The 24,400-nt window shown below is 60.7% G+C and carries 22 protein-coding genes and 1 other RNA gene; 14 read left to right on the forward strand and 9 right to left on the reverse strand.

Annotated features, from left to right (window positions below):
* Nucleotides 1–31: 31 nt before the first annotated feature.
* The gene (gene dnaX, locus IE079_RS16280; protein ID WP_189577906.1) at nucleotides 32–2,122 is read right to left on the reverse strand and encodes a DNA polymerase III subunit gamma/tau; all 2,091 of its coding nucleotides are present in this window, start codon (nucleotides 2,120–2,122) and stop codon (nucleotides 32–34) included.
* Nucleotides 2,123–2,184: 62 nt separating this feature from the next.
* Between dnaX and IE079_RS16285 the strand changes: the two genes are divergently transcribed.
* Nucleotides 2,185–2,325: a hypothetical protein gene (locus IE079_RS16285; protein WP_227712562.1), complete on the forward strand. Its 141-nt coding sequence runs from the start codon at nucleotides 2,185–2,187 to the stop codon at nucleotides 2,323–2,325.
* A 22-nt stretch (nucleotides 2,326–2,347) separates the two neighbouring features.
* On the opposite strand, the gene ffs is transcribed toward IE079_RS16285, so the two are convergent.
* Both ffs and IE079_RS16295 read right to left on the reverse strand, forming a co-directional pair.
* Nucleotides 2,348–2,444: signal recognition particle sRNA small type (ffs, locus tag IE079_RS16290), an RNA gene on the reverse strand.
* A 108-nt stretch (nucleotides 2,445–2,552) separates the two neighbouring features.
* Complete coding sequence (locus IE079_RS16295) at nucleotides 2,553–3,242, reverse strand: 2OG-Fe(II) oxygenase (RefSeq protein WP_189577908.1); 690 nt, start codon at nucleotides 3,240–3,242, stop codon at nucleotides 2,553–2,555.
* Between the two features lie 103 nt (nucleotides 3,243–3,345).
* Here IE079_RS16295 and IE079_RS16300 point away from each other — a divergent pair, with 103 nt between their 5' ends.
* From IE079_RS16300 to prsR, 5 genes are all read left to right on the forward strand, one after another.
* Nucleotides 3,346–4,239 (forward strand): D-hexose-6-phosphate mutarotase, encoded by an 894-nt coding sequence (locus IE079_RS16300; RefSeq protein ID WP_189577909.1) that lies wholly within the window; start codon nucleotides 3,346–3,348, stop codon nucleotides 4,237–4,239.
* Between the two features lie 101 nt (nucleotides 4,240–4,340).
* On the forward strand, nucleotides 4,341–5,156 hold the full coding sequence (locus tag IE079_RS16305; RefSeq protein ID WP_189577910.1) for a lysophospholipid acyltransferase family protein: 816 nt from the start codon (nucleotides 4,341–4,343) through the stop codon (nucleotides 5,154–5,156).
* Nucleotides 5,156–6,103, forward strand: a complete 948-nt coding sequence (locus IE079_RS16310; RefSeq protein WP_189577911.1) for an SDR family oxidoreductase — start codon at nucleotides 5,156–5,158, stop codon at nucleotides 6,101–6,103. Before IE079_RS16305 ends, IE079_RS16310 begins: the two co-directional genes overlap by 1 nt.
* Nucleotides 6,104–6,147: 44 nt before the next feature.
* Nucleotides 6,148–8,310 carry an XrtA/PEP-CTERM system histidine kinase PrsK gene (gene prsK / locus IE079_RS16315; RefSeq protein WP_189577912.1) on the forward strand — a complete coding sequence of 721 codons (2,163 nt, stop codon included), beginning with the start codon at nucleotides 6,148–6,150 and terminating at the stop codon, nucleotides 8,308–8,310.
* 74 nt (nucleotides 8,311–8,384) lie between these two features.
* Entirely contained in the window at nucleotides 8,385–9,758 is a 1,374-nt protein-coding gene (gene prsR, locus IE079_RS16320; protein ID WP_189577913.1) for a PEP-CTERM-box response regulator transcription factor, read from the forward strand.
* Between the two features lie 21 nt (nucleotides 9,759–9,779).
* On the opposite strand, the gene IE079_RS16325 is transcribed toward prsR, so the two are convergent.
* Both IE079_RS16325 and IE079_RS16330 read right to left on the reverse strand, forming a co-directional pair.
* Nucleotides 9,780–11,264, reverse strand: coding sequence for a bifunctional 2-methylcitrate dehydratase/aconitate hydratase (locus tag IE079_RS16325; protein WP_189577914.1), 1,485 nt, complete (start codon nucleotides 11,262–11,264; stop codon nucleotides 9,780–9,782).
* A gap of 173 nt (nucleotides 11,265–11,437) precedes the next feature.
* The gene (locus IE079_RS16330) at nucleotides 11,438–12,151 is read right to left on the reverse strand and encodes a lytic transglycosylase domain-containing protein (RefSeq protein ID WP_189577915.1); all 714 of its coding nucleotides are present in this window, start codon (nucleotides 12,149–12,151) and stop codon (nucleotides 11,438–11,440) included.
* Nucleotides 12,152–12,474: 323 nt separating this feature from the next.
* Here IE079_RS16330 and IE079_RS16335 point away from each other — a divergent pair, with 323 nt between their 5' ends.
* Together IE079_RS16335 and IE079_RS16340 are read left to right on the forward strand one after the other, a co-directional pair.
* A complete protein-coding gene (locus IE079_RS16335; RefSeq protein WP_189577916.1) occupies nucleotides 12,475–13,245 on the forward strand; it encodes an eIF2B alpha/beta/delta subunit family protein in 771 nt (256 codons plus the stop codon).
* An 82-nt stretch (nucleotides 13,246–13,327) separates the two neighbouring features.
* A complete protein-coding gene (locus IE079_RS16340) occupies nucleotides 13,328–13,753 on the forward strand; it encodes a host attachment protein (RefSeq protein WP_189577917.1) in 426 nt (141 codons plus the stop codon).
* A 49-nt stretch (nucleotides 13,754–13,802) separates the two neighbouring features.
* Here the strand turns inward: IE079_RS16340 and IE079_RS16345 are convergent, their stop codons facing one another.
* A complete protein-coding gene (locus tag IE079_RS16345) occupies nucleotides 13,803–14,906 on the reverse strand; it encodes a DUF2855 family protein (RefSeq protein ID WP_189577918.1) in 1,104 nt (367 codons plus the stop codon).
* Nucleotides 14,907–15,031: 125 nt separating this feature from the next.
* On the opposite strand from IE079_RS16345, the gene IE079_RS16350 reads away from it, so the two are divergent.
* The 3 genes from IE079_RS16350 to IE079_RS16360 all read left to right on the forward strand — a co-directional run bounded on the left by IE079_RS16350 (nucleotide 15,032) and on the right by IE079_RS16360 (nucleotide 17,170).
* A complete protein-coding gene (locus IE079_RS16350; RefSeq protein ID WP_189577919.1) occupies nucleotides 15,032–15,673 on the forward strand; it encodes a TetR/AcrR family transcriptional regulator in 642 nt (213 codons plus the stop codon).
* 86 nt (nucleotides 15,674–15,759) lie between these two features.
* Nucleotides 15,760–16,725 carry an aq_1923 C-terminal domain gene (locus IE079_RS16355; protein ID WP_189577920.1) on the forward strand — a complete coding sequence of 322 codons (966 nt, stop codon included), beginning with the start codon at nucleotides 15,760–15,762 and terminating at the stop codon, nucleotides 16,723–16,725.
* Nucleotides 16,726–16,990: 265 nt separating this feature from the next.
* Nucleotides 16,991–17,170 (forward strand): DUF2897 family protein, encoded by a 180-nt coding sequence (locus tag IE079_RS16360; RefSeq protein ID WP_189577921.1) that lies wholly within the window; start codon nucleotides 16,991–16,993, stop codon nucleotides 17,168–17,170.
* A 6-nt stretch (nucleotides 17,171–17,176) separates the two neighbouring features.
* On the opposite strand, the gene IE079_RS16365 is transcribed toward IE079_RS16360, so the two are convergent.
* Nucleotides 17,177–18,307, reverse strand: a complete 1,131-nt coding sequence (locus IE079_RS16365) for an App1 family protein phosphatidate phosphatase (RefSeq protein ID WP_189577922.1) — start codon at nucleotides 18,305–18,307, stop codon at nucleotides 17,177–17,179.
* Nucleotides 18,308–18,434: 127 nt separating this feature from the next.
* Entirely contained in the window at nucleotides 18,435–20,456 is a 2,022-nt protein-coding gene (locus IE079_RS16370; RefSeq protein ID WP_189577923.1) for a carboxylesterase/lipase family protein, read from the reverse strand.
* 370 nt (nucleotides 20,457–20,826) lie between these two features.
* Between IE079_RS16370 and IE079_RS16375 the strand changes: the two genes are divergently transcribed.
* Nucleotides 20,827–21,600 carry a DUF1206 domain-containing protein gene (locus tag IE079_RS16375; RefSeq protein WP_189577924.1) on the forward strand — a complete coding sequence of 258 codons (774 nt, stop codon included), beginning with the start codon at nucleotides 20,827–20,829 and terminating at the stop codon, nucleotides 21,598–21,600.
* A gap of 6 nt (nucleotides 21,601–21,606) precedes the next feature.
* A complete protein-coding gene (locus IE079_RS16380; protein ID WP_189577925.1) occupies nucleotides 21,607–22,209 on the forward strand; it encodes a YqaA family protein in 603 nt (200 codons plus the stop codon).
* Nucleotides 22,210–22,289: 80 nt separating this feature from the next.
* Here the strand turns inward: IE079_RS16380 and amrB are convergent, their stop codons facing one another.
* On the reverse strand, nucleotides 22,290–23,090 hold the full coding sequence (gene amrB / locus IE079_RS16385; protein WP_189577926.1) for an AmmeMemoRadiSam system protein B: 801 nt from the start codon (nucleotides 23,088–23,090) through the stop codon (nucleotides 22,290–22,292).
* 112 nt (nucleotides 23,091–23,202) lie between these two features.
* Here amrB and amrS point away from each other — a divergent pair, with 112 nt between their 5' ends.
* Complete coding sequence (amrS, locus tag IE079_RS16390; protein WP_189577927.1) at nucleotides 23,203–24,297, forward strand: AmmeMemoRadiSam system radical SAM enzyme; 1,095 nt, start codon at nucleotides 23,203–23,205, stop codon at nucleotides 24,295–24,297.
* The last annotated feature ends 103 nt before the right edge of the window (nucleotides 24,298–24,400 follow it).

A 24,400-nucleotide genomic window follows, 5' to 3' on the forward strand; every position in this document is an offset into this window, starting at 1 on the left:
GCTCTCTACCTCACAAAGCTGTTTATGTCGCTTACCCGGCGGAATTCTCAAGGGGCCGGATACTGTCTTTGACGACCCGCCCCTCGAACCGTTCCACAATGGCGTTCACGTGCGGGTCCTGTGCAATGGCCTGCTCCGCCTGCTGCTGGCGCCGGGCCTTGTCGCGGGTCTCCCAGGCAATCGGAGTCTGATTGCCCGGATCACCCTGACGAGCCTCAAGAGTGACGTTATCACCAAACGCCGCACGCAGGCCCTCAAGGATCTTCTGCCGGTGACGCTCCGTCAGTAACCGGTAATGCCCTTCATCCAGAGTCAGAACGAAGGTGTCGCCATGCCGTTCACAGGAAGCCTGGCTGGCCAGATTTCCGGGCATGCCCAGGATGCCCAGCTGACGGAAGTCCCGCGCCCAGACGAAGCCTCCAGCATCCACTGTCGATTCCGGTTCAGGCGGTGTCGGCTGCGGCTCTGCTGATTCCGGGGAAGCCTCGGCCTCCACGGTTGTTGTCGCCGCCGACGGGGCCGTGATTTCAGGATCAGGTTGCGGCGCCGCCGACGCGGCCTGGTCTTCCGGTCCGGTATCCCAGGGCGGGTCATCATCGCTGCCCCCGCCTCCACCAGCCATCTGATCGGCCATGGCCATCAGGCTGTCATCTTCAGGATGCGGCGCCGGCGGTTGCTGCTCCGGAGCGGTTTCCGCTACCGTTGACTGCCCGCCTTGTGCTGCTGAACCTGAGTCCGCCGTGCCCTCAGCCCGGGGGGTGGCTGCCGGTCCCGCAGGGATTTCCGTGGGCTCTGGTTCAGGGCTCCCGGTCAAACCGGGCTGGTCCTTGTCCGGGGCCCCCTGTGGCGATGGCTCAACCGCACGCCCCTCTGCCGCTGATGGTGGTTGATTGGGCTGCCCGGCCAGACTTTCAAGCGCGGCGGGGGCGGGTTCCTCGCCGGTATCACGGTCCCCGGAACCGCCGCTCGACGAACCCTCCCGCGACCGGTTCCGATCCGTCACGCCAGCAGAGTTTGCCGGCGGGTCCCGGCGCTCGGCACCGGGGCGGAAGGCCAGCATACGCAACAGGGTCATTTCGAAGCCCATGCGCGCATCCGGGGTAATTTCCAGATCCTTGCGACCCACCAGTGCCGCCTGATAAAAAAGCTGAGCATCCTCCGCACTCAGCTGGCGTGCCAGTTCCTGGACCCGGTGGGCGTCGCCCATGGCGTTATCGGCACTGCCTGGCACCACCTGCTCGGTGGTAATACGGTGGAATAGTGACAACAGGTCGGCGAGGATGGCGCTGAAATCCGGGGCAAAATCCGAAATCCGGTCAATTTCCGTCAGCAGTTCCGGACCGTTGTGGTCCACCAGGGCATCCACCAGCTTTTCAATGTCCCGCTGATCAATGGTGCCAAGCATGCTGCTGACATCGCTGGCGCCCAGTTTCTGGTTGCCAAAGGCAATGGCCTGATCGGTCAGGCTGAGCGCATCCCGCATGCTGCCATCCGCGGCCCGGGCCAGCTGCCAGAGTGCCGGCTCCTCGAAGGGGACGGTTTCCTCACCCAGGATATAACGCAGGTGGCTGACAATGTGCTCCGGCGTCATGCGCTTCAGATTGAACTGCAGGCAGCGAGACAGCACTGTAACCGGCAGCTTCTGGGGGTCCGTGGTCGCCAGCAGGAACTTGACGTGCTCCGGGGGCTCCTCCAGTGTTTTCAGGAAAGCGTTGAACGACTGGTTGGTCAGCATGTGCACCTCGTCAATGAGGTACACCTTGAACCGGCCCCGGGAGGGTGCGTACTGAACGTTATCGGTCAGCTCCCGCATGTCGTCAACCCCGGTGCGGGAGGCGGCATCGATCTCGATCAGGTCGACAAAGCGGCCGTCGAGGATTTCCTGACAGCTGGAGCATTCGCCGCAGGGGTCGGGGGTAATGCCTTTTTCGCAGTTAAGGCACCGGGCCAGCAGCCGGCCAATGGTGGTCTTGCCCACGCCCCGGGTGCCGGTGAAAAGGTAGGCATGGTGCAGGCGATTATGCTCCAGGGCATGGATCAGGGCCTGGAGCACATGCTCCTGGCCAACCATGTCACTGAACGTGTGGGGGCGCCATTTTCGGGCTAGTACCTGGTAACTCATGATCCATCAACTACGGCTGCTTGATGGCGCTAACCTTAGCACGGACCCGGTATCAGAAGAAGGTGAAAAGTTCCCGCCCGGCAACCCGCAAGGCCTGTCGCGAGGCATTGGTTTTCACCCACGCCGACAGAGAGACAGGCATACGCCAGTGGTTGCAGAGTGCCCGGAACAACCTGCCGGAATACAACGTCGGGGAATACTGAAGAGAGGAAAATCTGGGGGTGACCCCACCAGCGACACCCCGGCACACAAGTCCACCGCTTCGGCTGCTCCCTTCCGGGCCTGACCGGGTTCACGGTTTATCGTTGCGGGGGCACCAGCGGGGCCACCATAACGGCGGCCCGGTTTGCCCGAGCGCGGCGCGCATAGTAGCAGCAGGCGGGGACGGTATCAATCCCCGCGAATCACTCCCTCGATTCCCGGGCTTCGGTCAGACGCCGGTGAGGGGGACCGGCACCACATCCTGGCGGAACCAGCAGGCGATACTGTGGCGCCTGCACCGGGCCGGCAGCACTTCGTGGGGCACCTCCTCGCTCAGGAAAATCACCGCCCTGCCCGACTCCGGCGCCACCTGGCCACAGATTTCGTCGGGGCTTTCCCGGTTGAATACCTGCAGCTCACCGCCATCACCGGCTTGCCAGTTTTCATTCAGATACAGCACCAGGCTGACCACCCGGGAAGCCCGCCCCCGGAAACTGTCCAGGTGCCGGCGATAGAAGTCCCCTGGCTGATAGCTGGCGTAATGGGCCTCGAACCGCTGTAGTCCCAGAAACAGACGGCGGTTCAGGCCCACCCGAAGCTCCTCCAGAAAGACGAACAGCTGCTGCTGCGCAGGTGTTTCCCCGTTCAGCCAGGCGATCCGGTCCCGTCGCACCGAAGGGTCACGGCTATAAGCGGTGCCACGACCCACGCCGGCCCGCGCCATGGCAGCCGATTCCTCCAGCCGATCCACTTCCTCGCGAAGCCCCGCCAGCAGGCCGCCACCCAGCCGGGAAGACACATCCAGAGTCAGCCACCCCCATTCAGACACCTCATCGGCGATGTGGTCCAGCCATTGCTGATCTGTCGTATCGAGCGACGGGCCGACCGGAGTGGCTCCGGCGAACGAAACAATGGTCATAGGGAGTTTTCCCGGCAGGTAAAAACCGGCATTCTAGAACTTTTCTAGGGAAGCGGAAGCCCCTGGCCATGATATCCGATAGGCAATTACCGTGAGGACGCCCATGCACGAACTGGACAACGCCCGCCACACTCGACTGGAGATGGCAGGAGAACTGGAAGCCATCCGTATCCGGCACCCGCTGTTCGAGGCGACGGTAACCTTGCAGGGGGCGCACCTGGTGCAATTCGCCCCTGCCGGTGAGCGCAACTGGCTGTGGATGAGCCCGCAGGCACGGTTCGAGAAGGGTGTTGCGATCCGGGGCGGCGTTCCTGTGTGCTGGCCCTGGTTCGGCGCCCCCGACCGGAACCCTGACCCGGTAAAATCACTGGTGAGTACCGACAAGGCCCACGGGTTTGCCCGCACCGCCGTGTGGTCACTGGATAGCGTCGAGGAGCTGGAGGAGACCGTCAGCCTGACACTCGGCCTGGATGCCACCGGCACCGGAGCCGGGTATCCGTGGAACGGGCAGGCCAGAGCCAGTCTGACCCTGAACTTCTCACCCGAGGGGCTGACACTGGCCCTGACCACCCGGAATACAAGCGGCGAACCGCTGGCACTCACGCAGGCACTTCACACCTATCTGCCCACCGAACAACTTTCCGGAACCGTCATCCGGGGCCTGAGCGGAGCCCGGTACCTGGACACCCTGGACGACTGGAAACCGAAGCAACAGGAGGGCGCCGTCGCCTTTGAAGGCGAAACCGACCGCATCTACCTGGCCGCGTCTGACATGGACATCCAGTCACCGGGTGACGATGTTCACCTGACCTCCGGCGGCAGCCAGTCCACCGTGGTCTGGAACCCGGGCCCGCTGAAAGCGGCAAGGCTGACGGACTTCCCCGACGATGCCTGGACCGGCATGCTGTGCGTGGAAACGGCAAACGCCGCCGATGATTACCGGACACTGCAACCCGGCGCCAGTCATACCCTGTCCGTGACACTGGCACGAAACTGATCCCGGTCAGAAAAGCCGGAGAATCATGGACCGGCAGGCTGACGGCAGGCGCCAATTGCCTATACTGCTACTGCGGTAAAACAATAAGGAAAGGATGACCGATGAGTCTGACAGAATTCCTGAAACGCCATCTGGTATCCAGAGAACTGGATGAGCGGATCGACGAGATTGGCAAACCCATCGGGTCACTTGGCTACGATCCGTGGGGTTACAATAACGAAACCCTGAAAATTGGCTACGCCCTTACCCAGGAAATCTACGAGAAGTACTTCCGTGTGGAAGTGGATGGGATCGACAGGATTCCGGCACACGGCCCGGTACTGATCGTTGCCAACCACAGTGGCCAGTTACCCATCGACGGACTTTTGATCGGTTTTGCCCTGGCCTCGCGCAAGGTAAGACCCCGCCTTCCCAGGGCAATGATTGAACGTTTTTTCCCCACCGTCCCCTACCTGGGCAACCTGCTCAACCAGTTCGGCGCCGTGCTGGGCGACCCGGTGAACTGTGCCAAGATCCTGGCCAATGACGAGGCCGTCATCGTGTTCCCGGAGGGTGTGAGGGGTTCCGGTAAACTGTACCGGGACCGCTACCAGCTCAAGCGCTTCGGTAACGGTTTCATGCACCTGGCCATGGAATACAACGCCACCATTGTGCCCGTGGGCGTGGTCGGCTGCGAGGAAACCATTCCCACCCTGGCCAACATCAAGCCACTGGCCAGATTGCTGGGGCTGCCCTATTTTCCGCTGGCGGCGCCGGTAGTGCTGCCGGCCAAAGTTCATATCTGCGTGGGCGAGCCCATGGTTTTCGACAATGACAATATCCCGGAGGAGCAGGTCACAGCCCGGGTAGAGCTGGTCAAGGCGGCGGTCGGCGAGATGATCACCAGGGGACTGAACCAGCGGAAAAGGATATTCTGATGCCTGCAAGCAAACGGCCACAAATACTGGTGACCGGCGCCGCCGGCACCCTTGCCCAGGAAGTGATCGGCCAGCTTCGGGAGAGCTGCGATATCGTCGCGGTGGATTTCCGCGAGCAGGTCTGGCTGGGCGATGACATCCCCAGTTACTGCATTGATTTCAACAAGCGTGTATTCGAGGACCTGTTCCGCCGCTTCCATTTCGACGGTGTCATTCATCTCGGGCGCATCATGTCGAGCCAGGAAACACGCCTGCGCCGGTACAATGCCAACGTACTGGGCACCCAGAAACTGCTGGACCTCAGTCACAAGTACGGCGTCAGCCGGGTAATCATCCTGTCCACCTATCACGTTTATGGCGCCGTGCCCTTCAACCCGGCGCTGATTGACGAGGAGGCGCCACTGAAGGCCGCCGGGCTGACCATGGACCTGGTGGATTCGGTGGAACTGGAGAATCTGGCCAATATCTACCTGTGGCGCTATCCGGACCTGAATATTGCCATCCTGCGCCCCTGCAACATCGTTGGCCCCGGAGTGCGCAATGCCATGAGTACACTGCTGTCCGGTGAGCGGGCGCCGGTACTGGCGGGTTTCTCGCCCATGATGCAGTTCATTCATATCGACGACATGGCGGATGCCATTGTGCTCACCTGGCACGGCGAGAAACGGGGCATCTACAATGTGGCCCCCCACGACTGGGTCGCCTACCAGCGGGCGCTGGAACTGTGCGGCTGCAGCCAGCTGCCAATACCGTCGATTCCACCGGTACTGCCACGGACCGTGCTACGGCTGCTGAACCTGAGGCGTTTCCCGCCTTATCTGATGGATTTCTTCAAGTACCCGGTGATCATCGACGGCCGTTCGTTTGCCGAGGACTTCGGTTTTAGCCCCAAACGCAGTCTGGATGATATATTCCATTACTACAGGGAGAACAAGCACCCTGTATAGGCGCAGACTCTCGGGCGCCGTCTGAATCACAGGATGTGCCGTTGATGTTCAATGAATTCGGACTGATCAGTCATGCTTCCGCCGCCCTGGCCTTCCTGTTGCTGGGGGGGCTGATTGTCACCCGTTACCTGCGTCGCACCTCGGACCGGGTATTGCTGTTGTCCGCCATCCTGTCGTTCCTGTGGGCCGGCTCACTGGTCACCCAACAGCTCTGGGGCGAGCCCGCCTTCATCATCCGCTATCTGCTGGAGCTGCTGCGGGACGCCGGCTGGGTCATAGTGTTGCTGGCGCTGCTGCATGCTGCGGAACAGCCGGGAATGGCCGCCCACCGGACGCGCCGGCTGCTCGGCTTCCTCACCTTTTCGGTGATCTTCACGCTGTTTACCCTCGCCGCGCTGGAGTATCTGCTCAATGTCCCGCTGGTCAGCGGCAAGCTGAAGATCGTGGGCCAGATCGCCCTGTCACTGCTGGGCATCTGCCTGGTGGAACAGATCTGGCGGAACTCCGTGCAGTCGAGCCGTTCCAGCATCCGCTATCTGTGCATTGGCATTCTCACGCTGTTCGCCTACGACTTCTTCATGTACACCGACGCCCTGCTGTTCGGGCAGATTTCGTCGGGATTCTGGGATGCCAGGGGCGCCGTCAACGCCCTGATCGTTCCTCTGCTGGGTGTCACCATGATGAACACCCGCAAGCAGCCGGTGGAATTCCAGCTCTCCCGCAACGCCATGTTTCACGTCAATGCACTGGTGTTCGCCGGCGTCTACCTGCTGTTTGCCGCAGCAGGGGGCTATTACGTACGGGTGCTCGGCGGAGAGTGGGGCGACGCCCTGCAGATGCTGTTCATCACGGCAGCGCTGTCATTCCTGGCGCTGCTGCTGAGCTCAAGGCGGTTTCGCGCTCGCCTGATGGTCTTTATCAGCCAGAACTTCTTCGACTACAAGTACGACTACCGGGAAGAATGGCTGAAGATGACCCGGGAGCTGGCCAATCTCAGTGACGAACCACCCCTTCCGGAACGGATCATCCGCATACTGGCGGGTCTGGTGGAGAGTTCATCCGGCGCCCTGTGGGTCCGGGACGAGGATGGTAATTTCATGCTGCAGAGTGCCGTCAACCTCAATCAGCCCCGCTTTACCAGTATTGATGGTAACTGTGAGCTGGCACAGTTCTTCAGTGACCGGGAGTGGATCATCGACCTGGAGGAATACCGCAACGACCCGGTGCGCTACAACCTGCTGGAAATACCGGATCCGATTCTCAAGTTCGACCGGGGCTGGCTGGTTATCCCCATGTATCTGGGCAATGAATTGTATGCCATCACCCTGGTGGGCCGAGCCAACGCCCGGGTCGAGCTGAACTGGGAAAACTTCGACCTGGTCCGCGTAGTGGCCCGTCAGACCTGTAACCTGCTGGCCCAGGCGGACGCCCAGAACCGGCTTTCCCGGGCCATGCAGTTCGAAGCGGTCAGCAAGGCCTCCGCGTTCATGGTGCACGACCTGAAAACACTGATCGCACAGCTCTCGTTGCTGGTGCGCAATTCCGCCCACCACCGGGATAACCCCGCCTTTATCGACGACATGATCAGTACCACCGACCATGCGGTGCAGAAAATGTCCAACCTGGTGGACCATATCCGCAAACCAACCTCTGACCACGGTGATCAGGAGCCCCTTGACCTGCAGAAGATGGTCACTGAACTGGCCTCCCATTATGCCCGCAACCAGCCACGTCCGAAGATACTGGGGCCACAGGACACGGTGATGGTGCGGGCCGATCGCGACCAGCTCTGGAGTGTGCTGGGGCACCTGGTGCAAAACGCCCAGGATGCCACGCCTCCCGACGGCGAGGTGTCCCTTACCCTCAAGGCTTCCTCGGACCACGTGGTGTTGTTCATACAGGACAGTGGTACCGGCATGAGCGAGGAGTTCATTCGCATGCAGTTGTTCAAGCCCTTCGAGAGCACCAAGGGGCTGACCGGCATGGGCATCGGCGCCTACCAGGCCCGGGAATACGTTCGCCAGCTGGGTGGCAATATTGATGTGACCAGCGAGCCGGGCATGGGATCGTGCTTCTCGGTGTTGCTGCCTACGGTGAAGATCACCCCGCAGCGCTCCGGCAACAGGCCGGCCGATGAACCGGCCCGACTGCCGGCTGACCAGCCCCGGACCGCGACCGGTCAGGCCGGAGGATTGCATTCCTCCTGATTTCATCCGACACTTACGAAAAGGTAAGGTTGGTAAATTGATTTACGCCGACAACGAAAAGGATTTGTGCTGTTGTGACCAAACGTTTGCTTATAGTTGAAGATGACCCGGGCCTCCAGAGCCAGATGCGCTGGTGTTTCAGTCGCGACCTCGACGTGGACGTGGCGGCGGACCGGGCCTCGGCCCTGGCAATTCTCCGCCGTAACGAGCCACAGGTCGTTACCCTGGATCTCGGTCTGCCGCCGGACCCGGGTGGTGCCTCAGAGGGCTTTGCCCTGCTGGACGATATTCTGCGCCTGTCGCCCATGGTCAAAGTAATCGTGGTGACCGGCCGAGAGGACAAGGAAAACGCCGTCAAGGCCATTGGTATGGGGGCGTCCGACTTCTACCAGAAGCCGCTGGACCCGGACATCCTTGCCTTTGTGGTCAACCGCGCTTTTCGCCTTGCCGAGCTGGAGAATGAAAACCGGGAACTGAACAGCCGCCAGAATGGCACCAGTATCAAGGGCATTGTCGCCGCCAGCCCACAGATGCTGTCGGTATGCCGTACCCTGGAGAAGGTCGCCCCCACCGACGTAACCACCCTGATTACTGGCGAAACCGGCACCGGCAAGGAATTGCTGGCGCGTGCCCTGCATGATCTCAGCCACCGCTGCGACCACCCCTTCGCCGCCATCAATTGCGCGGCTATTCCCGAGAACCTGCTGGAGAGCGAACTGTTCGGTTACGAGAAGGGCGCCTTTACCGGGGCTACGCAGAGCAAGAAAGGCAAGATAGAGAGCGCCAATGGTGGCACTCTGTTCCTGGACGAGATTGGTGACATGCCCATGTCCCTGCAGGCCAAGCTGCTGCGGTTCCTGCAGGAACGTACCGTTGACCGGGTGGGCAGTGTCAGGCCGGTGGACGTCGACGTGCGGGTGGTGTGTGCCACCCACCGTGATACCCGTCAGCTGATTGACGCCGGTGATTTCCGCGAAGACCTCTACTACCGGATCAGCGAGATCACCCTGGACGTGCCCGCCCTGCGCGAGCGTCAGGGCGACCCACTGCTGATTGCCCGCTCCCTGCTACAGAGCCTGGCCCGGCAGATGGACCGCCCCACCCTCTCCTTCAGTGACGATGCGGTACGAGCCATCAACGGCTACAACTGGCCCGGCAACGTGCGCGAGATGATCAACAAGGTCAAACGCGCCACCATCATGGCCGAGGGCAAACGGATTACCGCCGCCGACCTGGAACTGAACGGCGACAGCGAGCCCGGCGAAAACCAACTGAACCTCCGCCAGGTGCGGGAAACCGCCGAACGCACGGCCATCACCCAGGCCCTCAAGACCACCGGTTTCAACATGGCGCAGGCCTCGCGCCTGCTCGGCATTACCCGGCCCACCCTCTACAACCTGACGGACAAATACCGGATCGACACGTCGGCGGGGGCCACCCAGGTCTGATAAGGGTACCGGGCGGCCCGCTCAGATAACGAACAGATCCATGAACTCGGAAACCGGCGTTTTTTCCAGTTGTTGCTGGTCGGCACAGAGCCCGTCGATGTGCCGGCAGGTCTGGCCGGGAAACCGGGTTGCCAGGTTGGCGCGGAATTTCTGTTCCAGCAGGGGAATGCCCTCTTCGCGACGCCGGCGATGGCCTATCGGATACTCCACCGCGACCTTCTCGGTACTGCTGCCGTCCGTGAAAAACACCTGGATGGCATTGGCAATGGAGCGCTTGTCAGGCTCCAGATATTCCCGGGTATAGCGTTCATCCTCGACAACCGTCATGCGGTCGCGGATCCGGTCAATGATCGGATGGGCTTCATGGAACGCATCCTCATAGTGATCCGCCGTCAACTCGCCGAAAATCAGTGGCACCGCCGCCATATATTGCAGGCAGTGGTCCCGGTCGGCCGCGTTGGCCAGCTTGCCCTGCTTCGAGATAATGCGGATGGCGGACTCATGGGTGGTGATCTCGATGCGGTCGATCTCGTCCAGCCGGTCCTTTACCTGCGGATGCAGTGTCACCGCCGCCTCTGCCGCGGTCTGGGCATGGAACTCCGCCGGGAAGGAAATCTTGAACAGGATGTTCTCCATCACGTAGCTGCCAAAGGCCTGCGGAACGGAGAACTGACGCTGGCCTTCCGGCTTGATAGCCTGATCCCGGTTGGTCTTGCTGAACAGGACATCATAGAAACCCCACTGCGGCGCGGTCAGGGCCCCGGGGATACCCATTTCCCCGCGCAGGGCAATGTCCGCCAGCCGCACGGCACGGGAGGTGGCGTCCCCGGCGGCCCAGGATTTGCGGGAACCGGCGTTGGGGGCATGACGGTAAGTGCGCAACGACTGCCCGTCCACCCAGGCATGGGACAGGGCTGACAGTATCTGCTCCCGGTCGGCCCCCATCAGCCACGCCGTGACGGCGGTGGACGCCACCTTGACCAGCACCACATGATCCAGACCCACCCGGTTGAAGGAGTTCTCCAGGGCCAGCACGCCCTGAATCTCGTGGGCCTTGATCATGCCTTCCAGTACGGTTTTCATGGTCAGCGGTGCACGCCCGCTGGCTACCCGCTGACGAGACAGATGGTCGGCCACGGCGAGGATGCCACCCAGGTTGTCCGAGGGATGGCCCCACTCCGCTGCCAGCCAGGTATCGTTGTAGTCCAGCCAGCGAATAATACAGCCGATGTCCCAGGCTGCCTTGACCGGATCCAGCTCGAAAGACGTTCCGGGAACCCGCGCGCCATTGGGCACAAGCGTGCCCTGCACCAGCGGCCCCAGATGCTTGGTGCACTCCGGGTATCTGAGTGCCAGCAGTCCACACCCGAGCGTATCCATCAGGCAGTGCCGGGCGGTTGTCCAGGCCTGATCGCTGTCGATGGGCGTGTCGAGCACATAGTCAGCGATCTGTTTGAGCAGTTCATCGTAATCCGGGCGTTCGTTCTGGTCTGCGTTGGCGGTCATGGTGTCTCCTTGATACCGGTGCAAAAGATCATGTCTCTGAAATAGTCTAGCTCAGAGTCCGGGCGATGGTTCAATACCGGACCGCCGATGGCCATGAGGTCAGGGACATGGAGATCGTCTTGCTGTAAGGGTTTTCGGGGGATCAGGGGATCAGGAGACAAGCTATTAACCGGTCAATTACTGGCCAGCCGGTAGCGTTCGTGGAGGATGCCAACGCGCTTCACGTAGGCCCGGGTTTCCGCATAGGGGGGAATGCCACCATGACGCCGGACGGCGCCCGGCCCGGCGTTATAGGCGGCCGTGGCGAGACGAATGTCGCCGTCGTGGAGTGAAAGCATTCTGGCCAGATAGTCCACGCCGCCGCGGATATTCTGCTCGGCATCCAGGGCGTTACCAACCCCCACATCCCGGGCCGTGCCGGGCATCAGCTGCATCAGCCCCTGCGCGCCCTTCGAGGACACCGCCTGCGGGTTGAAGGCGCTTTCCGCATGGATAACCGCCTGCACCAGCGCCGGATCAACATCATAGTCAAGCGCGGTTTTCTCGATGGCGTCTTCATAACGGCCCACAAACAGCGGGGTTCGGTGCCAGTTCACATTCGAGTCCGGACTGCAGGCATAGCACTCGAACCGGATCACGTCGTAACGGGCGCCCGCCGGACGTGCCTCGCTGAAAGTTACCACGCCGTTTTCATCGGTAAACCTGTAAACCGTCTCGCTGCGGGTGCTGGCCCGGGCGGACTTTCCGGACGACGCATTGGTGAATTCCACCCGGCCGTCATCATGCACAATACGACGCACCGAATCTGCTGCTGCCGCCGACGACAGCATCATCAGGCAAACACAGACAATGGCACCGTTGGTCAGGGACTTAACCGGAACTTGCATCGATACCTCAACAACATTCGGACGCCGTCACAGTGGCAGTGACATGGCCGGACAATGACCGAAAGTATAGCGAAATCACCCGACCGAAACAGGAACCTGCCAGCATTTCCGGGAAGCAGATTGCTGAATAATCGATACTTTGGCTCCCCGGCCCGCTCGCCTGCACCGTGGCGCCACGGCCCTGATGCCACGGCAAAGGCCGAATGAACGGATACCAGGGTGTCGCCCGCTATAAGGGCTGGCGATGCGCAGTCAAACTGTTACTCTGGAAATCGGCCAGTACCAGTTAACCCGGGGTTTTCGGATCACAACAACGACTCTATATGGACAGATTCACAAAGCAGATCCATGCCATCGTCGCCGACCGGGAGCACGGCTCGTCCACCCTGCTGCAGTGGATTCTTGATGCCCTGTCCGGCGAGGATGGCACCTCACCCACCCGGTCACAACAGCGCTGGGCCCTTGCCGAGCTCAGGCGCATTGATCGTTCGATGGTGGTGGTCCATCACCTGCTGGATACCCTGGGAACCGAGCCCGGGGACGACCTTCCCGAGCGGGTCAGAGCCTATGCCCGGCAATGGTCTGACATACCTGCCCGGGTCGCCCGGCAACTGCTATCGGTTCGCGACTGGCACAATGCCCTGGTATTGCTCCACAGCCACAGCGGCATGTTGCTGTCAGCCATCGAGCATGTGCACAAGTCAGCACCGGACATGCACTTCTGGCAGACCCGCTCGCTTCCCGGCGAAGAAGGTGTTAGCCAATACCGCCGGCTTCAGGACCGGGGAGTAGCCTGCGAGCTGGTGGACGATGGCGACGCTCCCGGTCTGGCGTCGTCCATCGATGCCGTCTGGCTGGGGGTGGACCAGTTCGATGCTCAATGCTTCGTCAATAAGGTGGGCAGCGAACCGATCACCCGTGCGATGACCGACGCGGCCAATCCGGTTTTCGTGCTGGGTGATTCACGCAAGCAGGTGCGGCAGGTGCAGTACTCGACGGCGCTTTTCGAAGCCGTACCGTTCGCCCGCGGTGTCCATCTGGTGACCGAGCGTGGGGTTTTTCAGACCGTATCGGGAACCAACAATTTTTCGTAACATCACAAAACACGCAGGGTTGAGCCATACTCACGCCATCAGCGGATAAATTCGCCCAACCACCAACGATGTGGAGGATGCAATGGAGAAGATCTGGATTCTGGTAGCCGATAGTGCCCATGCACGAATCCTGGAGACCACCGCGCGTACGGCCATGCCTGCTGAAATCACCCGACTGGAGCACCCCGAAGCTCGACTCAAGGAGAGCGAACTGGTCTCCGACCAACCCGGTCGCTCCCGGGAAAACCGGGCCCAGGGACACGCCATGCAGGAGGCCAGTGCCACCGTTCACGAAGAGGCGGCCTTTGCCGGGGAAATCGTGCATACGCTGGAGAGGGCCCGCCAGGAGGGTCGTTTTCACAGCCTGATCCTGGTTGCCAGCCCCCACTTCCTGGGTGTCATTCGTCAGAAGCTGCACGGGCCGCTGGAAAAGTCGGTTATTCAGAGTGTTGACAAGAACCTGGTGAATGAGAGCGAGAGCGTTATCCACCAGAACATCTTCAACTGACTCCGCCGGGTCAGGCCCTGCACTGGTGGCAGGGCCTGACCTGCAAAGCCTATAGCAGCACCACGTGTCCTTTCAGCGGATCAACCCGGCCTTCCACCAGTGAATGGATCAGAGACCGGGCGTTTTCCAGCCCCTTATGCGCCTCCAGCCGGATCCAGGGGGCGTCCGGCTTCTGTACGCGGTCAATGAAGGCCAGCTGGGCTTCATTGAACCGCCGCGTGACCTCCGCCGGGCCCCAGTCAGCATTTCGCTTGCGGATCTGGTCCGGAGCGAAATAGCGTTTCGGCGCCGGCCCCGGCAGGGTCCACTCCCCTTCGCTGATGTGCTCGTGATTGTGGGCAGAGCCGGCGTAGCAGTTGTGAACCAGCGAGTCAGCCAGATGATGGTGCAGACTGGCACGCAACTCATCATTACCGGAAAAGTCCACGTAAAGCGTGGGCACCGACGGGTCCAGATCGGTTACACCGTCATAGCCGACAACCCGGTCATAGCAGCCCAGACTTTCCACAAACGCCGCATTGGACGAAGACGTCAGGCCAACGACTTCCAGATCATCCCGGTCCTGCAGGCAGAACACCGTGCCATAGGCCGTCTTGCTGGACGCACTGGAGATCACCACACGTTTGGCACCGAAAAACTCATTGTCTTCGAGATAATCCGCCAGCATGAAGGACGTTATGAACAGCGGCCGCAACAGCATCTGGTAGTTTTCATTCTCCACACGGTAGGCGGCATCGGTTTCCACCCGCTGATACTGGTTGTAGGCCGATATCAGATCCAGACGATGCTCGCTGCCGTCATAGAAACCGCGCTGAGTTACCCGCACCGGCTCGACCACCACGTGGGTGGCAATGGGCCAGAAGCCGTAGAAACGTTCGCCTGGTTCCAGCCCGTCCACGGTGGATTCCACAACCTCGGCAAAGCCCCAGGCCGGCATCTGTCCCCAACCCTTCTCCGCCACCGGGTAGTAATCCCAGTAACGCAGGTGAGGCGTGTGTCCAAAAGCGGCATAGGTGATATTGTTGGTGGTCACCGCCAGACGGTCGATGCGCATCAGCGCCTGGCCGTCCGCCAACGATGAAACCTGCTCTTCAATCAGTTTTGAAGAGCCCAGCGACTGCTGGTCTGTCACCAGTCGGGTGATGTCCGTCATAAGCCTGATCCTTGAAAGGGGTTACCATGGGCGGGTGGCCCGGCCATCCAAACCGGCCAGGCCAGCAGCGCCCCGTGACAGGCCCATTGTATCCATCGTATGAGAGTCCGTGGTTCGGAAAACCCATGAACAGACCCACACACACCGCCAGTGCCCGCACCAAGCCGCTCAAACGCCCCCGTCAGGCCCGGGCCAGATTCACGGTCCAGGCCATTTACGACGCCTATGTTCGGATTTGGCAACGGGAGGGATGGGACCAGCTCACCACTCGCAAGGTGGCACTGGAAACCGGTGTCGCGGTGGGTACCTTCTACGAGTATTTTCCCAGCAAGGAAGCCCTGCATTCAGGCTATGTACGTCACTGTATCGAGCAAATGCTCCAGCAGATCATGGAGCGGATTATCGCGCCTGAACAGCTGACCTGGCAACAGCGTGTCCGGGGCCTGATAAGGCATCTGGCCGGACTGGAATCCGATCGCACCTGGTTCTCGCCGGACATGATGCATCTTGAACCGCTGGTCGCTGATCTCCGTCACCAGCAGCGCGCCTACGACGAACTGCTGGGCATCTGGCACCAGATGCTCTCGGCCTGCCATGACCTGACGCCGAAACCATCGGCCGAGGCTGTCGAGGCCCTTCATCTCGCCACCTGGGGCGGTCGCCGGTACGCCCTGCAGGTAAGCCTTGATCAAATGCGTTTGGAATCCTGGGCAGAAGAAATGGAGCGCCTTTGCATTCTGGCCATGGCGCCGGACCGGCAACGTTAATTTACATTTGATACACCACTTTTAATTGACTGGACATGAACTTTCTGCAACCTTCTGCCACTCATTAACCAAGGAGGTTTGCTGTAATGAGTGAAGTCACCACCCCATCCGGAAAAAACAAGGGAATAATCGCGGTTGTTGCGATCATCGTAATACTGGCCATTCTGTATTTCGTGATTTCCGGCGTTGTCGATTCCAAAGTTGAAGCGAAAGTCGTTGAGACCATCGACACGATCGAACAGGAAAGCGATGGTGATGCCATCATCACCTACGACAGTGTCGATTCGTCACTGTTCTCCAACTCCGCCACGCTCAGTGGTGTACAGGTTGGCAGCCAGCAGGAAGGTGACATCTTCAGGGCTGACAGCATCACCGTGGTCATGGATGGCTATACCGAGAGCGAGCGCCTTCCGGATACCTTCAGCATTGCCGTTGAAAACCTCCAGATCCTCAACGAGGAATTGCTGGCCGAAATGTCCTCGTTTGCGGAAATCGACTACCGCGATCACCCGATGGACTTCCTGTTCGGCTATGAGTTCGATGGCGGCAGCAATGAGCTTGAAACCAATCTGAACTGGTCCACCGAAGGACTGAGCAACTTCACTCATGAACTGACCATGTCGGACGTATCGGGCAGCTGGGACGCGATTCAGGCCGCCTACCAGGAAAACCAGGGCGACACCGATTTCACCCCGGCACAAACCCGTGCTATCGAGAGCGAGCTTCAGAATATTCACTTCAACCGCACCATGGTCCGCTACGAGAACGATGGTGAAGTAGAGCTGATCCTTGAAGCGGTAGCTGGCAACAACGGTGTGTCCGCAGAAACGCTCAAGAACCAGATTATGGCCGGTATCGAACAGCAACTAGGCGATTCCGCAATGGCCGACGAGATCAGAACCTTTATCGAAAACCCCGAACAGCTTTCCGTGACCATCGAGCCGGAAGCCCCGCTCAGCATGGAAGAACTGACCCAGGTCAGTATGATGCTGATGATGGGCGCTGCCGCCGAGGCTGCCAAAACCCTTGGTCTGACCGTAGACGCCAACTGACCGATCCGATTCCCCGGTGTTCAACAGCAGCACCGGGGCCTCTCCCGTTCCCGCCCCCTCGCTGATCCGCGGCCGATACAACATCCGGCCATTCAGGCCCTTTACAACCAGCAGCATAACCAATCCCTGAAGCGAGCCGACGATATGGCTTGTCAGTCGGTTCAACGTTGCTGCCAAGACACAGCAGCTACCTGATGATCCCACTGGCACCCGCCGGTTTCCTGGTTCACTATAGAGTGACATTCATGGATCAGGACACCTCACTATGCCAATGATCGGCTGGGTATTCCTTTTACTGGCGCTGGCCCTGATGGTGGGCGGCCTGCTGATGCTGAAAGACTCCGCCAACATGCCCATTTCGCGGGAGAAAATGGCAAGGATCAAGAAGCGCAAGGCGGAAGTGGAAGCCGAAGAAGAAAAGGAAAAAGAGAAAGACAACTGGTAGCCAACATCAGGCAGGCTCGTGGCCCGCTGAGGCCGACACCTCGGTGCGCTGCACTGCTGCCAGCGCATCCTCCGAGATCAAACCGTGTTCCGCCGCATGCTCTGCCAGTACCCGGTTATCGTCGCTCAGCACCAGTTCGCAACCACTGTCACGGACTTTCTCTGCCAGTTTCGCAATAGCCTCGGCACGGTCGGAATCAGCGCTGACGTCACGTATGTAGATGGCCAGGATCCGGCCGGGATACTCCTGCAGAACGCGGCTGTATACTTCCGGGTCATGCTGCCCGGAATCGCCCACCAGCACGAAACTCATGGAATGATACAGATCCAGAACGTGGCGGATGGCATCCAGCTTGTGGTCCCTGGCCCGGCGTGGCAGCAGGCTGCCCCGCTTCATACCCCATTCCCGAAGGATCAGGATGGGCCCGTTGGGAATACGATGCAGCCGGAACATCTCCACCAGCACCTGGTAGATGCTCCAGGGCCCGCGGGAGACATAGATCAACGGGTTACCCTGGTTGCCCTCGGGGCCGTCATGGAAACCCTTATACAGATCCGGCACGCCGTTAAAGATCACCCGGCTGTCCGCGCCCTGGGCGAATAACCGCCACATCATCTTGAGGGTATTGGCCACCCCGGTGTAGACCACGGTGTCGTCGATGTCGCTGATGACACCGTAGCCGGCTGTATGGGTGGGCGTGAAGAACTCACCGGTCGTGGTGGCCCGCTCGTCTGTGGGCTGGTCCAGGGACAGTTCAACCACATGCCAGGTCACGTCTGATGGCATCTGGCCCAGGTTCATATCTACCCGGAAGTAGCCATGCTGGTCGGTCTCGACAACCGCCGTAGTGTCCTTGTAGCGAACCCGCACCAGGCCGCCCACGATGGGTTTGCGCAACAACCGCCGCACCACGTCCAGCAAGTCACGACGCAGCGAGTCTTCCCTCATGTCGGCACCAAACCCCGGCTGGCGGAACACCCGCCCCATCAGGAACACCCGGTCCCGTGAGCCAAAGCCCCGGTACGCCTGGATGAACAACCCACCACGGCCGTTGTCGCCCTTTACCGGCGCCGCCAGTATATGAAGCCCCCGGCGCACGGAGGCCAGGTAGCGACGGAACCGTTTGCGATGCGGCATTCATTCCTCCACGGCGGTGTCAGGGATATCCGGGACCTGTCCACGGCGACTGGCTTCAGGTACAGGGGCCTGCGGGCATTATAGCCTGAAGACAGCCGCTGCCTCGACAGGGCCCGGATGTCATCTCCTAATCCAGTGCCGCCTCCAGGCCAATTTCAGCTGCGGCGCTGCTCCCAGGCCCGATGTGCATGAAGGTGTCATTGCCGGTGGTATAGGCCGGCCAGTTCAGACTTCCAGTGCTGGGGTCGCCGGTCCTGGCGAAGTTGGTCCAGAACGTCATGGTCAGGTCGGATATTGCCACATCGTCGGCACCATACTGCATGGACGCAAAGATATCGGCTGTATCGCCTTGCGTACCCGACTGCCCGTTGCCGTTGAGATCCCCGATGTCCGGCGTTTCCCCCTCCGGGGTCTGCACCAGATTGAACAGATAGTTCTGCACCATACCGGCGGGATAATTGAACAGATAGGGCAACTCACAGCCGTGGCAACTGTTCAGGCCCAGGGCATCCCAGCCTGCCGGCACCCGGGTGAACACATACACGAACTGGTCGGACTCATAGTCGGAGGAACGCTGGTCCAACCAGATTGGTAAGGCCGCGCGCAGGGTGTCGTAGTCGCCGTCGGTGACCCCCGCCATCAGCGGCACATCGCTGGGCAGGCCGTCCTCAACGTTCTGGGCATAGGTTTTGGTCTGGTAGTAAAAATCCACGTTCGGACGGTAGACCTGGCGGGGAATCTCGTTGTCCAGGTCCGCCTGAGTAATCTCTTTCCAGGACAATGCCCGTGCCTCCTCCAGGGTCGATACTCCCAGGCGGTCGAAAAGCGCGGTACCCACTGCCTCCGACGCCGCCAGGGAGTCTTCCGGGGTGCTTTCCGTATCCAGGGGCGCGAAGCCGCTCTGCACAATGGCCTTGTGGAAAAGGCCTGTTGCCTGGGGCGAGTTCATCAGCGAGTAGGTTTTGCCACCGCCCCCGGACTGCCCGAAGATGGTGACATTGCCCGGATCACCGCCAAAGGCCTCAATGTTATTCTTCACCCACTGCAGCGCCATAACCAGATCCATCTGACCATAGTTGCCCGAGCCGTTATAGTCGCTCTCCTCCGTCAGCAACGGATGGGCGATATAGCCGAACGGCCCCAGCCGGTGGTTGACGGTCACCAGCACCACGTCTTTGGTCGTCAGGCTGTCCGGGTTGTTGTACTGCCTGGCGTTGGCAGTGAGGATCGCGAAGGCTCCGCCGTGGAACCACACCATGACCGGGAGATCCTCAGCCTCCTTGGGTGCGGTGATGTTCAGGTAGAGGGAGTCCTCGCTCATACCGCCTTCGTTGACGGATTCCATGGTGGGGTTCTGGGCAGACTGATCAGCCCAGGACACCGCCAGGCGCACCCCTTCCCAGGGTTCCGGCGCCACTGGCGGGCGCCAGCGCAGTTCCCCGACCGGCGGTTTGGCATAGGGCACCCCCAGGAACTGCCAGGTGTCCTCATTGGCCTCAAAGCCCCGCAGATCGCCACCGGTGGTGGCCACGGTCATACCTGCTTTAAGGCTACGCCCGAAATGCTGCGTTGCATCTGCCGCTTCGCGGGCTCTCCGTGGCCGGGGGTCCAGGTCGGTGAAGGCACCGGCGTCCTCGAGGACCGTCAGTAGTGGGTTCAGGCTTGCCCGAAAATCCTCTGGCGCCTGGGCAAAGTTGATCGACATCGCATTCGCCGAGACCTTATCTCGAACCCCGTCGGTGATCTGGATGCCGTTGTTCAAGTCGCCGTCAGCATCCAGCGTCTGCAGGAAAATCAGCCGGTTGGTTGCGCCGACGTCATCTACGGAATCGGCACCGTCGGTGATCGACAGGGGCGTCACTACTTCTGCCCCAACGACGGAGCCCAGTTTCAGCTCGCCAATGGCAAAGGTAATGGTTTCCCCTTCCTGATAACGGAATTGGCCGTTTCCGTTGGTGCGGCCGGCAGAGTTATCCGACCCGGTATAGTCGAGCCCCGCCACCGGGCTATCGACAAAGGTCCCAGTGCGGGTATTGGCGGATGAGTTGTCGTCATCCCCGCAGCCAGCAAGGGTGACAAGCATGGGTGTCAGGGCAGCGGCGAAAAGTGCACGGCGATACCGGCCCGTGTTCGGGATGGAATTGTTCATGCAGGTATCCTTATTGTTGTAGTCGTCGTTCTTCCTGAATACCGCCTGGCGGAGCCTGACGTACTGCATTCACATTGATAGGTTGTCGGTCTGAATATGTTCGGGTCTATCACCTCCGTTGTTATGTCTTTGCATGAGTCGAAATGAATATAGGTCTCACAACGCGAAAGCGCAAAGTCGGCCGCTCGATGCTGACCAGAAGTCTGCTGAAAAAAGCGACTCCTGATTGGCAAGAAGCCGTCCGCAGGTGCTAGCTTGAAAGATGATGCTGGTCCCGACCGCGTGAGCACCAAAACCTGGTCGCCAGCCGCAGCCTGATAAGGAGATCACCATAAGCCACCCCCCACACCCTGCCCACTACCGGCGTGCGATGGTTCTCTATGCCCGATTCGGCTATGCCGCCCGCGGTGTCGTCTACCTGCTGGTTGGCGGGTTGGCGGCTCTCGTGGTGTTGGACCAGGGCGGTGAAACCACAGGAAGCCAGGGCGCCCTGCAAAGTCTGCTACTGGCGCCTGCCGGTGACGTGCTGCTGGTAATTATTGCCGTTGGGCTAGTGGGGTACGCGATCTGGCGGTGCCTGCAGGCCACACTCGATACTGACGCACACGGCAGCGGGGCCAAAGGCCTTGTTATCCGGGCCGGTCTTCTGATGAGCGCGGTCACCCATGCACTGCTGGCGGTTTTTGCCGTCAGCCTGGTGTTTACATTTGGCCAGTCTGGCGGTGGTGGCCAGAGCCTGGCCAGTTGGCTGATGCAACAGCCCTTCGGGCAATGGCTGGTCGGCATGGCCGGTGCCATTTTCATCGCTGTTGGGGTCGCCCATATCATCAAGGCAGTGAAGGGGGGATTCGATCGACACTTCGATATGGCTGAGCGCACCAAACGCTGGGCCTATCCCATTTGTTACTTAGGGTTGTCGACCCGTGGTGTGGTTTTCATGATCGTGGGAGTGTTGTTTATCATGGCCGCCTGGCATGCGGCTCCTGGTCAGGCAGGTGGAACTTCGGAGGTATTCAACGTATTGAGTCACCAGGTGTTCGGACGCTGGCTTCTCGGCATAATGGCTACAGGACTGTTTGCCTTCGGGCTCTACAGCCTGCTGCTGGCAGCCTACCGCCGAATCGACCCGACTCCGCAGGACTGACCAGCCATGGCCTTCCAATCCGAACAGGCCCAGCGCTGGTTTTACCGGATCAGCCAGTCCCGGCACATGCTCTGGGTTCTGGGCCTGCTGTCGTTCCTGGAAACCATTATCGTGCCGGTGCCCATCGAAGTGGTGTTGATTCCCCTCATGGCCACAAACCCCTCCCGCATCTGGACACTCGCCACCGTTACCACTGCAGGTTGCCTGCTGGCCGCCATCCTGGGCTACGGCGTGGGCATGGTGCTGTATCAGTCAGTGGGCACCTGGTTTATCGACACCATGGGCATGCAGCAGGGTTATGAGGCCTTCCAGACGTTTTTCGACCAGTATGGATTCGTGGCGATACTGGCTGTTGGGATCCTGCCCGTGCCCTTCCAGGTCGCCATGATCACGGCAGGCCTTTCCGGGTACCCTATCTACCTTTTTGTGCTGGCCGCTCTGATCGCACGCGGGCTCCGCTATTTCGGGCTGGCGTGGCTGGTTCACTGTTTCGGTGACCGGGCGCAGAAACTATGGCGACGGCATGCCGTGCTCTCCAGTCTCGCCGCCGCTGCCATCGTGATTGGCATCTCGCTCGCCATGCAGTCGCTGGCCAATCGGTTGCTGTGAGCCCTCCTACGGGCCCCGGACGAAGCCGCTCGATCAGCTCGGCGTGCGATTGAACCGGCCGTAGCTTTCAGACAGCGTTGTCAGCCAGAGCCCCCGTTAAGCACGTAGGCGCCGTAGCCCACGACACGATCACGGGAACCGGCAGTATCGCCGGAATTGCACAGATCCAGGGTAGTCATGCCCAGGCCCTTCTGTTTTGCCAGGTAGAGCAGCCCGTTCACCGGATTGCGGCCACAGGCGTCATCATACTGAATGCGCTCATAATCCAGGTTTTCGATGTGATGGGTGGTCAGCCTGTCCCGCTGCCTGGCATCGTCATAGGGATGGAAGTGGCTCAGGTCCGAGCTGATGACGATCAGGGTTTCCTCACCGCCCCAGAGGGCGTCAAGCACTTCGGCTACCTGCTCCGGCCGGGCTTCGCCCACCACCAGCGGCACCAGCGTAAAGTCATCAAAGAGCGTCTGCAGAAAGGGCAGGTGAACCTCCAGACTGTGTTCCAGCCGGTGGGCCTCATCCCGGTACCCCACCTGAGGCAAGTGTTCCAGACCGGCGATGGCAGCCTGGTCCACCGGCACATTACCCAGCGGGCTTTCAAACAGTTCCGCGGTGGGCGCGGCGATACCCCGTAATGGCACCCGGTGGGACGGCCCCAGCAGAACCACCCGGCGGATACGATCCCGCAGCGGCGCCAGACGGGCATAAGCCCGTGCCGCCACCGCACCGGAAAACGGGTAGCCGGCGTGGGGAACGATGATGGCCTTGGGCGGCGGACCATCAGCCTCGGCCGAGTCCAGCAAACCATCCACCATGGCCTTGAGTTCCGTGGCATCACCGGGATAGAACAACCCGGCCACAGCAGTATGACGTATGGTAGCGGACATGATGATCACCTCCGGCCTGCGGTTTTCCGGTCATTGCGTGTGGTGTTTTGACACCGGCGGAGACCAACACTATAGATGATAGACGAGAAACCCGTCACCAGGAGGCCAGACCATGGCTGACATTCCCATCCAGCAGGGACAGTCCGTAGGCTATTGGCATTTTCTTGAAGACGGACGAATCCAGTGCGACCTGTGCCCACGGTACTGCAAACTGCATGAAGGCCAGCGTGGGCTGTGCTTTGTACGCGGGCGCATGAACGACTCCATGGTGCTGACCACCTACGGCCGGTCATCCGGCTACTGCATCGACCCCATCGAGAAAAAACCCCTTAACCATTTTCTGCCCGGCACACCGGTACTGTCTTTCGGCACCGCCGGCTGCAACCTGGCCTGCAAGTTCTGCCAGAACTGGGACATCAGCAAATCCCGCGAGACCGACGAACTGGCCGACCAGGCCAGCCCAGAGGCCATCGCCCGGGCCGCTGTCGCCAACGGGTGCAAGAGTGTGGCCTTCACCTATAACGACCCGGTGATCTTCCATGAATACGCCATCGACGTGGCCCAGGCCTGCCACGACGTCGGTGTGCGGACGGTTGCCGTGACCGCCGGCTATGTCACCGCCGAACCCCGGGCGGAGTTCTATCGCCACATGGACGCTGCCAATGTCGACCTGAAGGCATTCACGGACCGGTTCTACCACCGCATCACCGGTGCCCACCTGGACCCGGTGCTGGAGACCCTGGAGTACATTCACCATGAAACCGACACCTGGCTGGAGCTGACCACGCTATTGATACCGGAGCAGAACGACTCTGACGAAGAGCTTGACCGGATGACCCGCTGGGTCGCCGATCACCTGGGCCCGGACGTGCCCATGCACTTCACCGCCTTTCATCCGGACTGGAAGATGATGGACTCACCTCCCACGGAACCGGCCATCCTCGCCCGGGCCCGCAGGATCGCACGGGAAAACGGCATTCGTTACGCCTACACGGGCAATGTGCACGACCATGGCGGCTCCAGCACCTATTGCCACCACTGTGGCAACCTTCTCATCGGCCGCGACTGGTACGTTCTGGATGACTGGAACCTGACTGACGATGGCCACTGCCTGAACTGCGGCACCCCCTGTGCCGGTGTGTTCGAGGGCCCTCCGGGCCATTGGGGCGCGCAGCGGCAACTGGTGCGGCTGCGGGATTATCTCTGAGCGAGTGCCCGCCTGCTCCCACTTGTGTTTCCGTCAATTCGACAGCCTGGGGTATTTCGACACCCTTTTAATTATCCTGATCGACCCCACAGTCACGGCGTCG

The organism is Marinobacter zhanjiangensis (genome assembly GCF_014651935.1).
In the GTDB taxonomy this organism is placed as follows: domain Bacteria; phylum Pseudomonadota; class Gammaproteobacteria; order Pseudomonadales; family Oleiphilaceae; genus Marinobacter; species Marinobacter zhanjiangensis.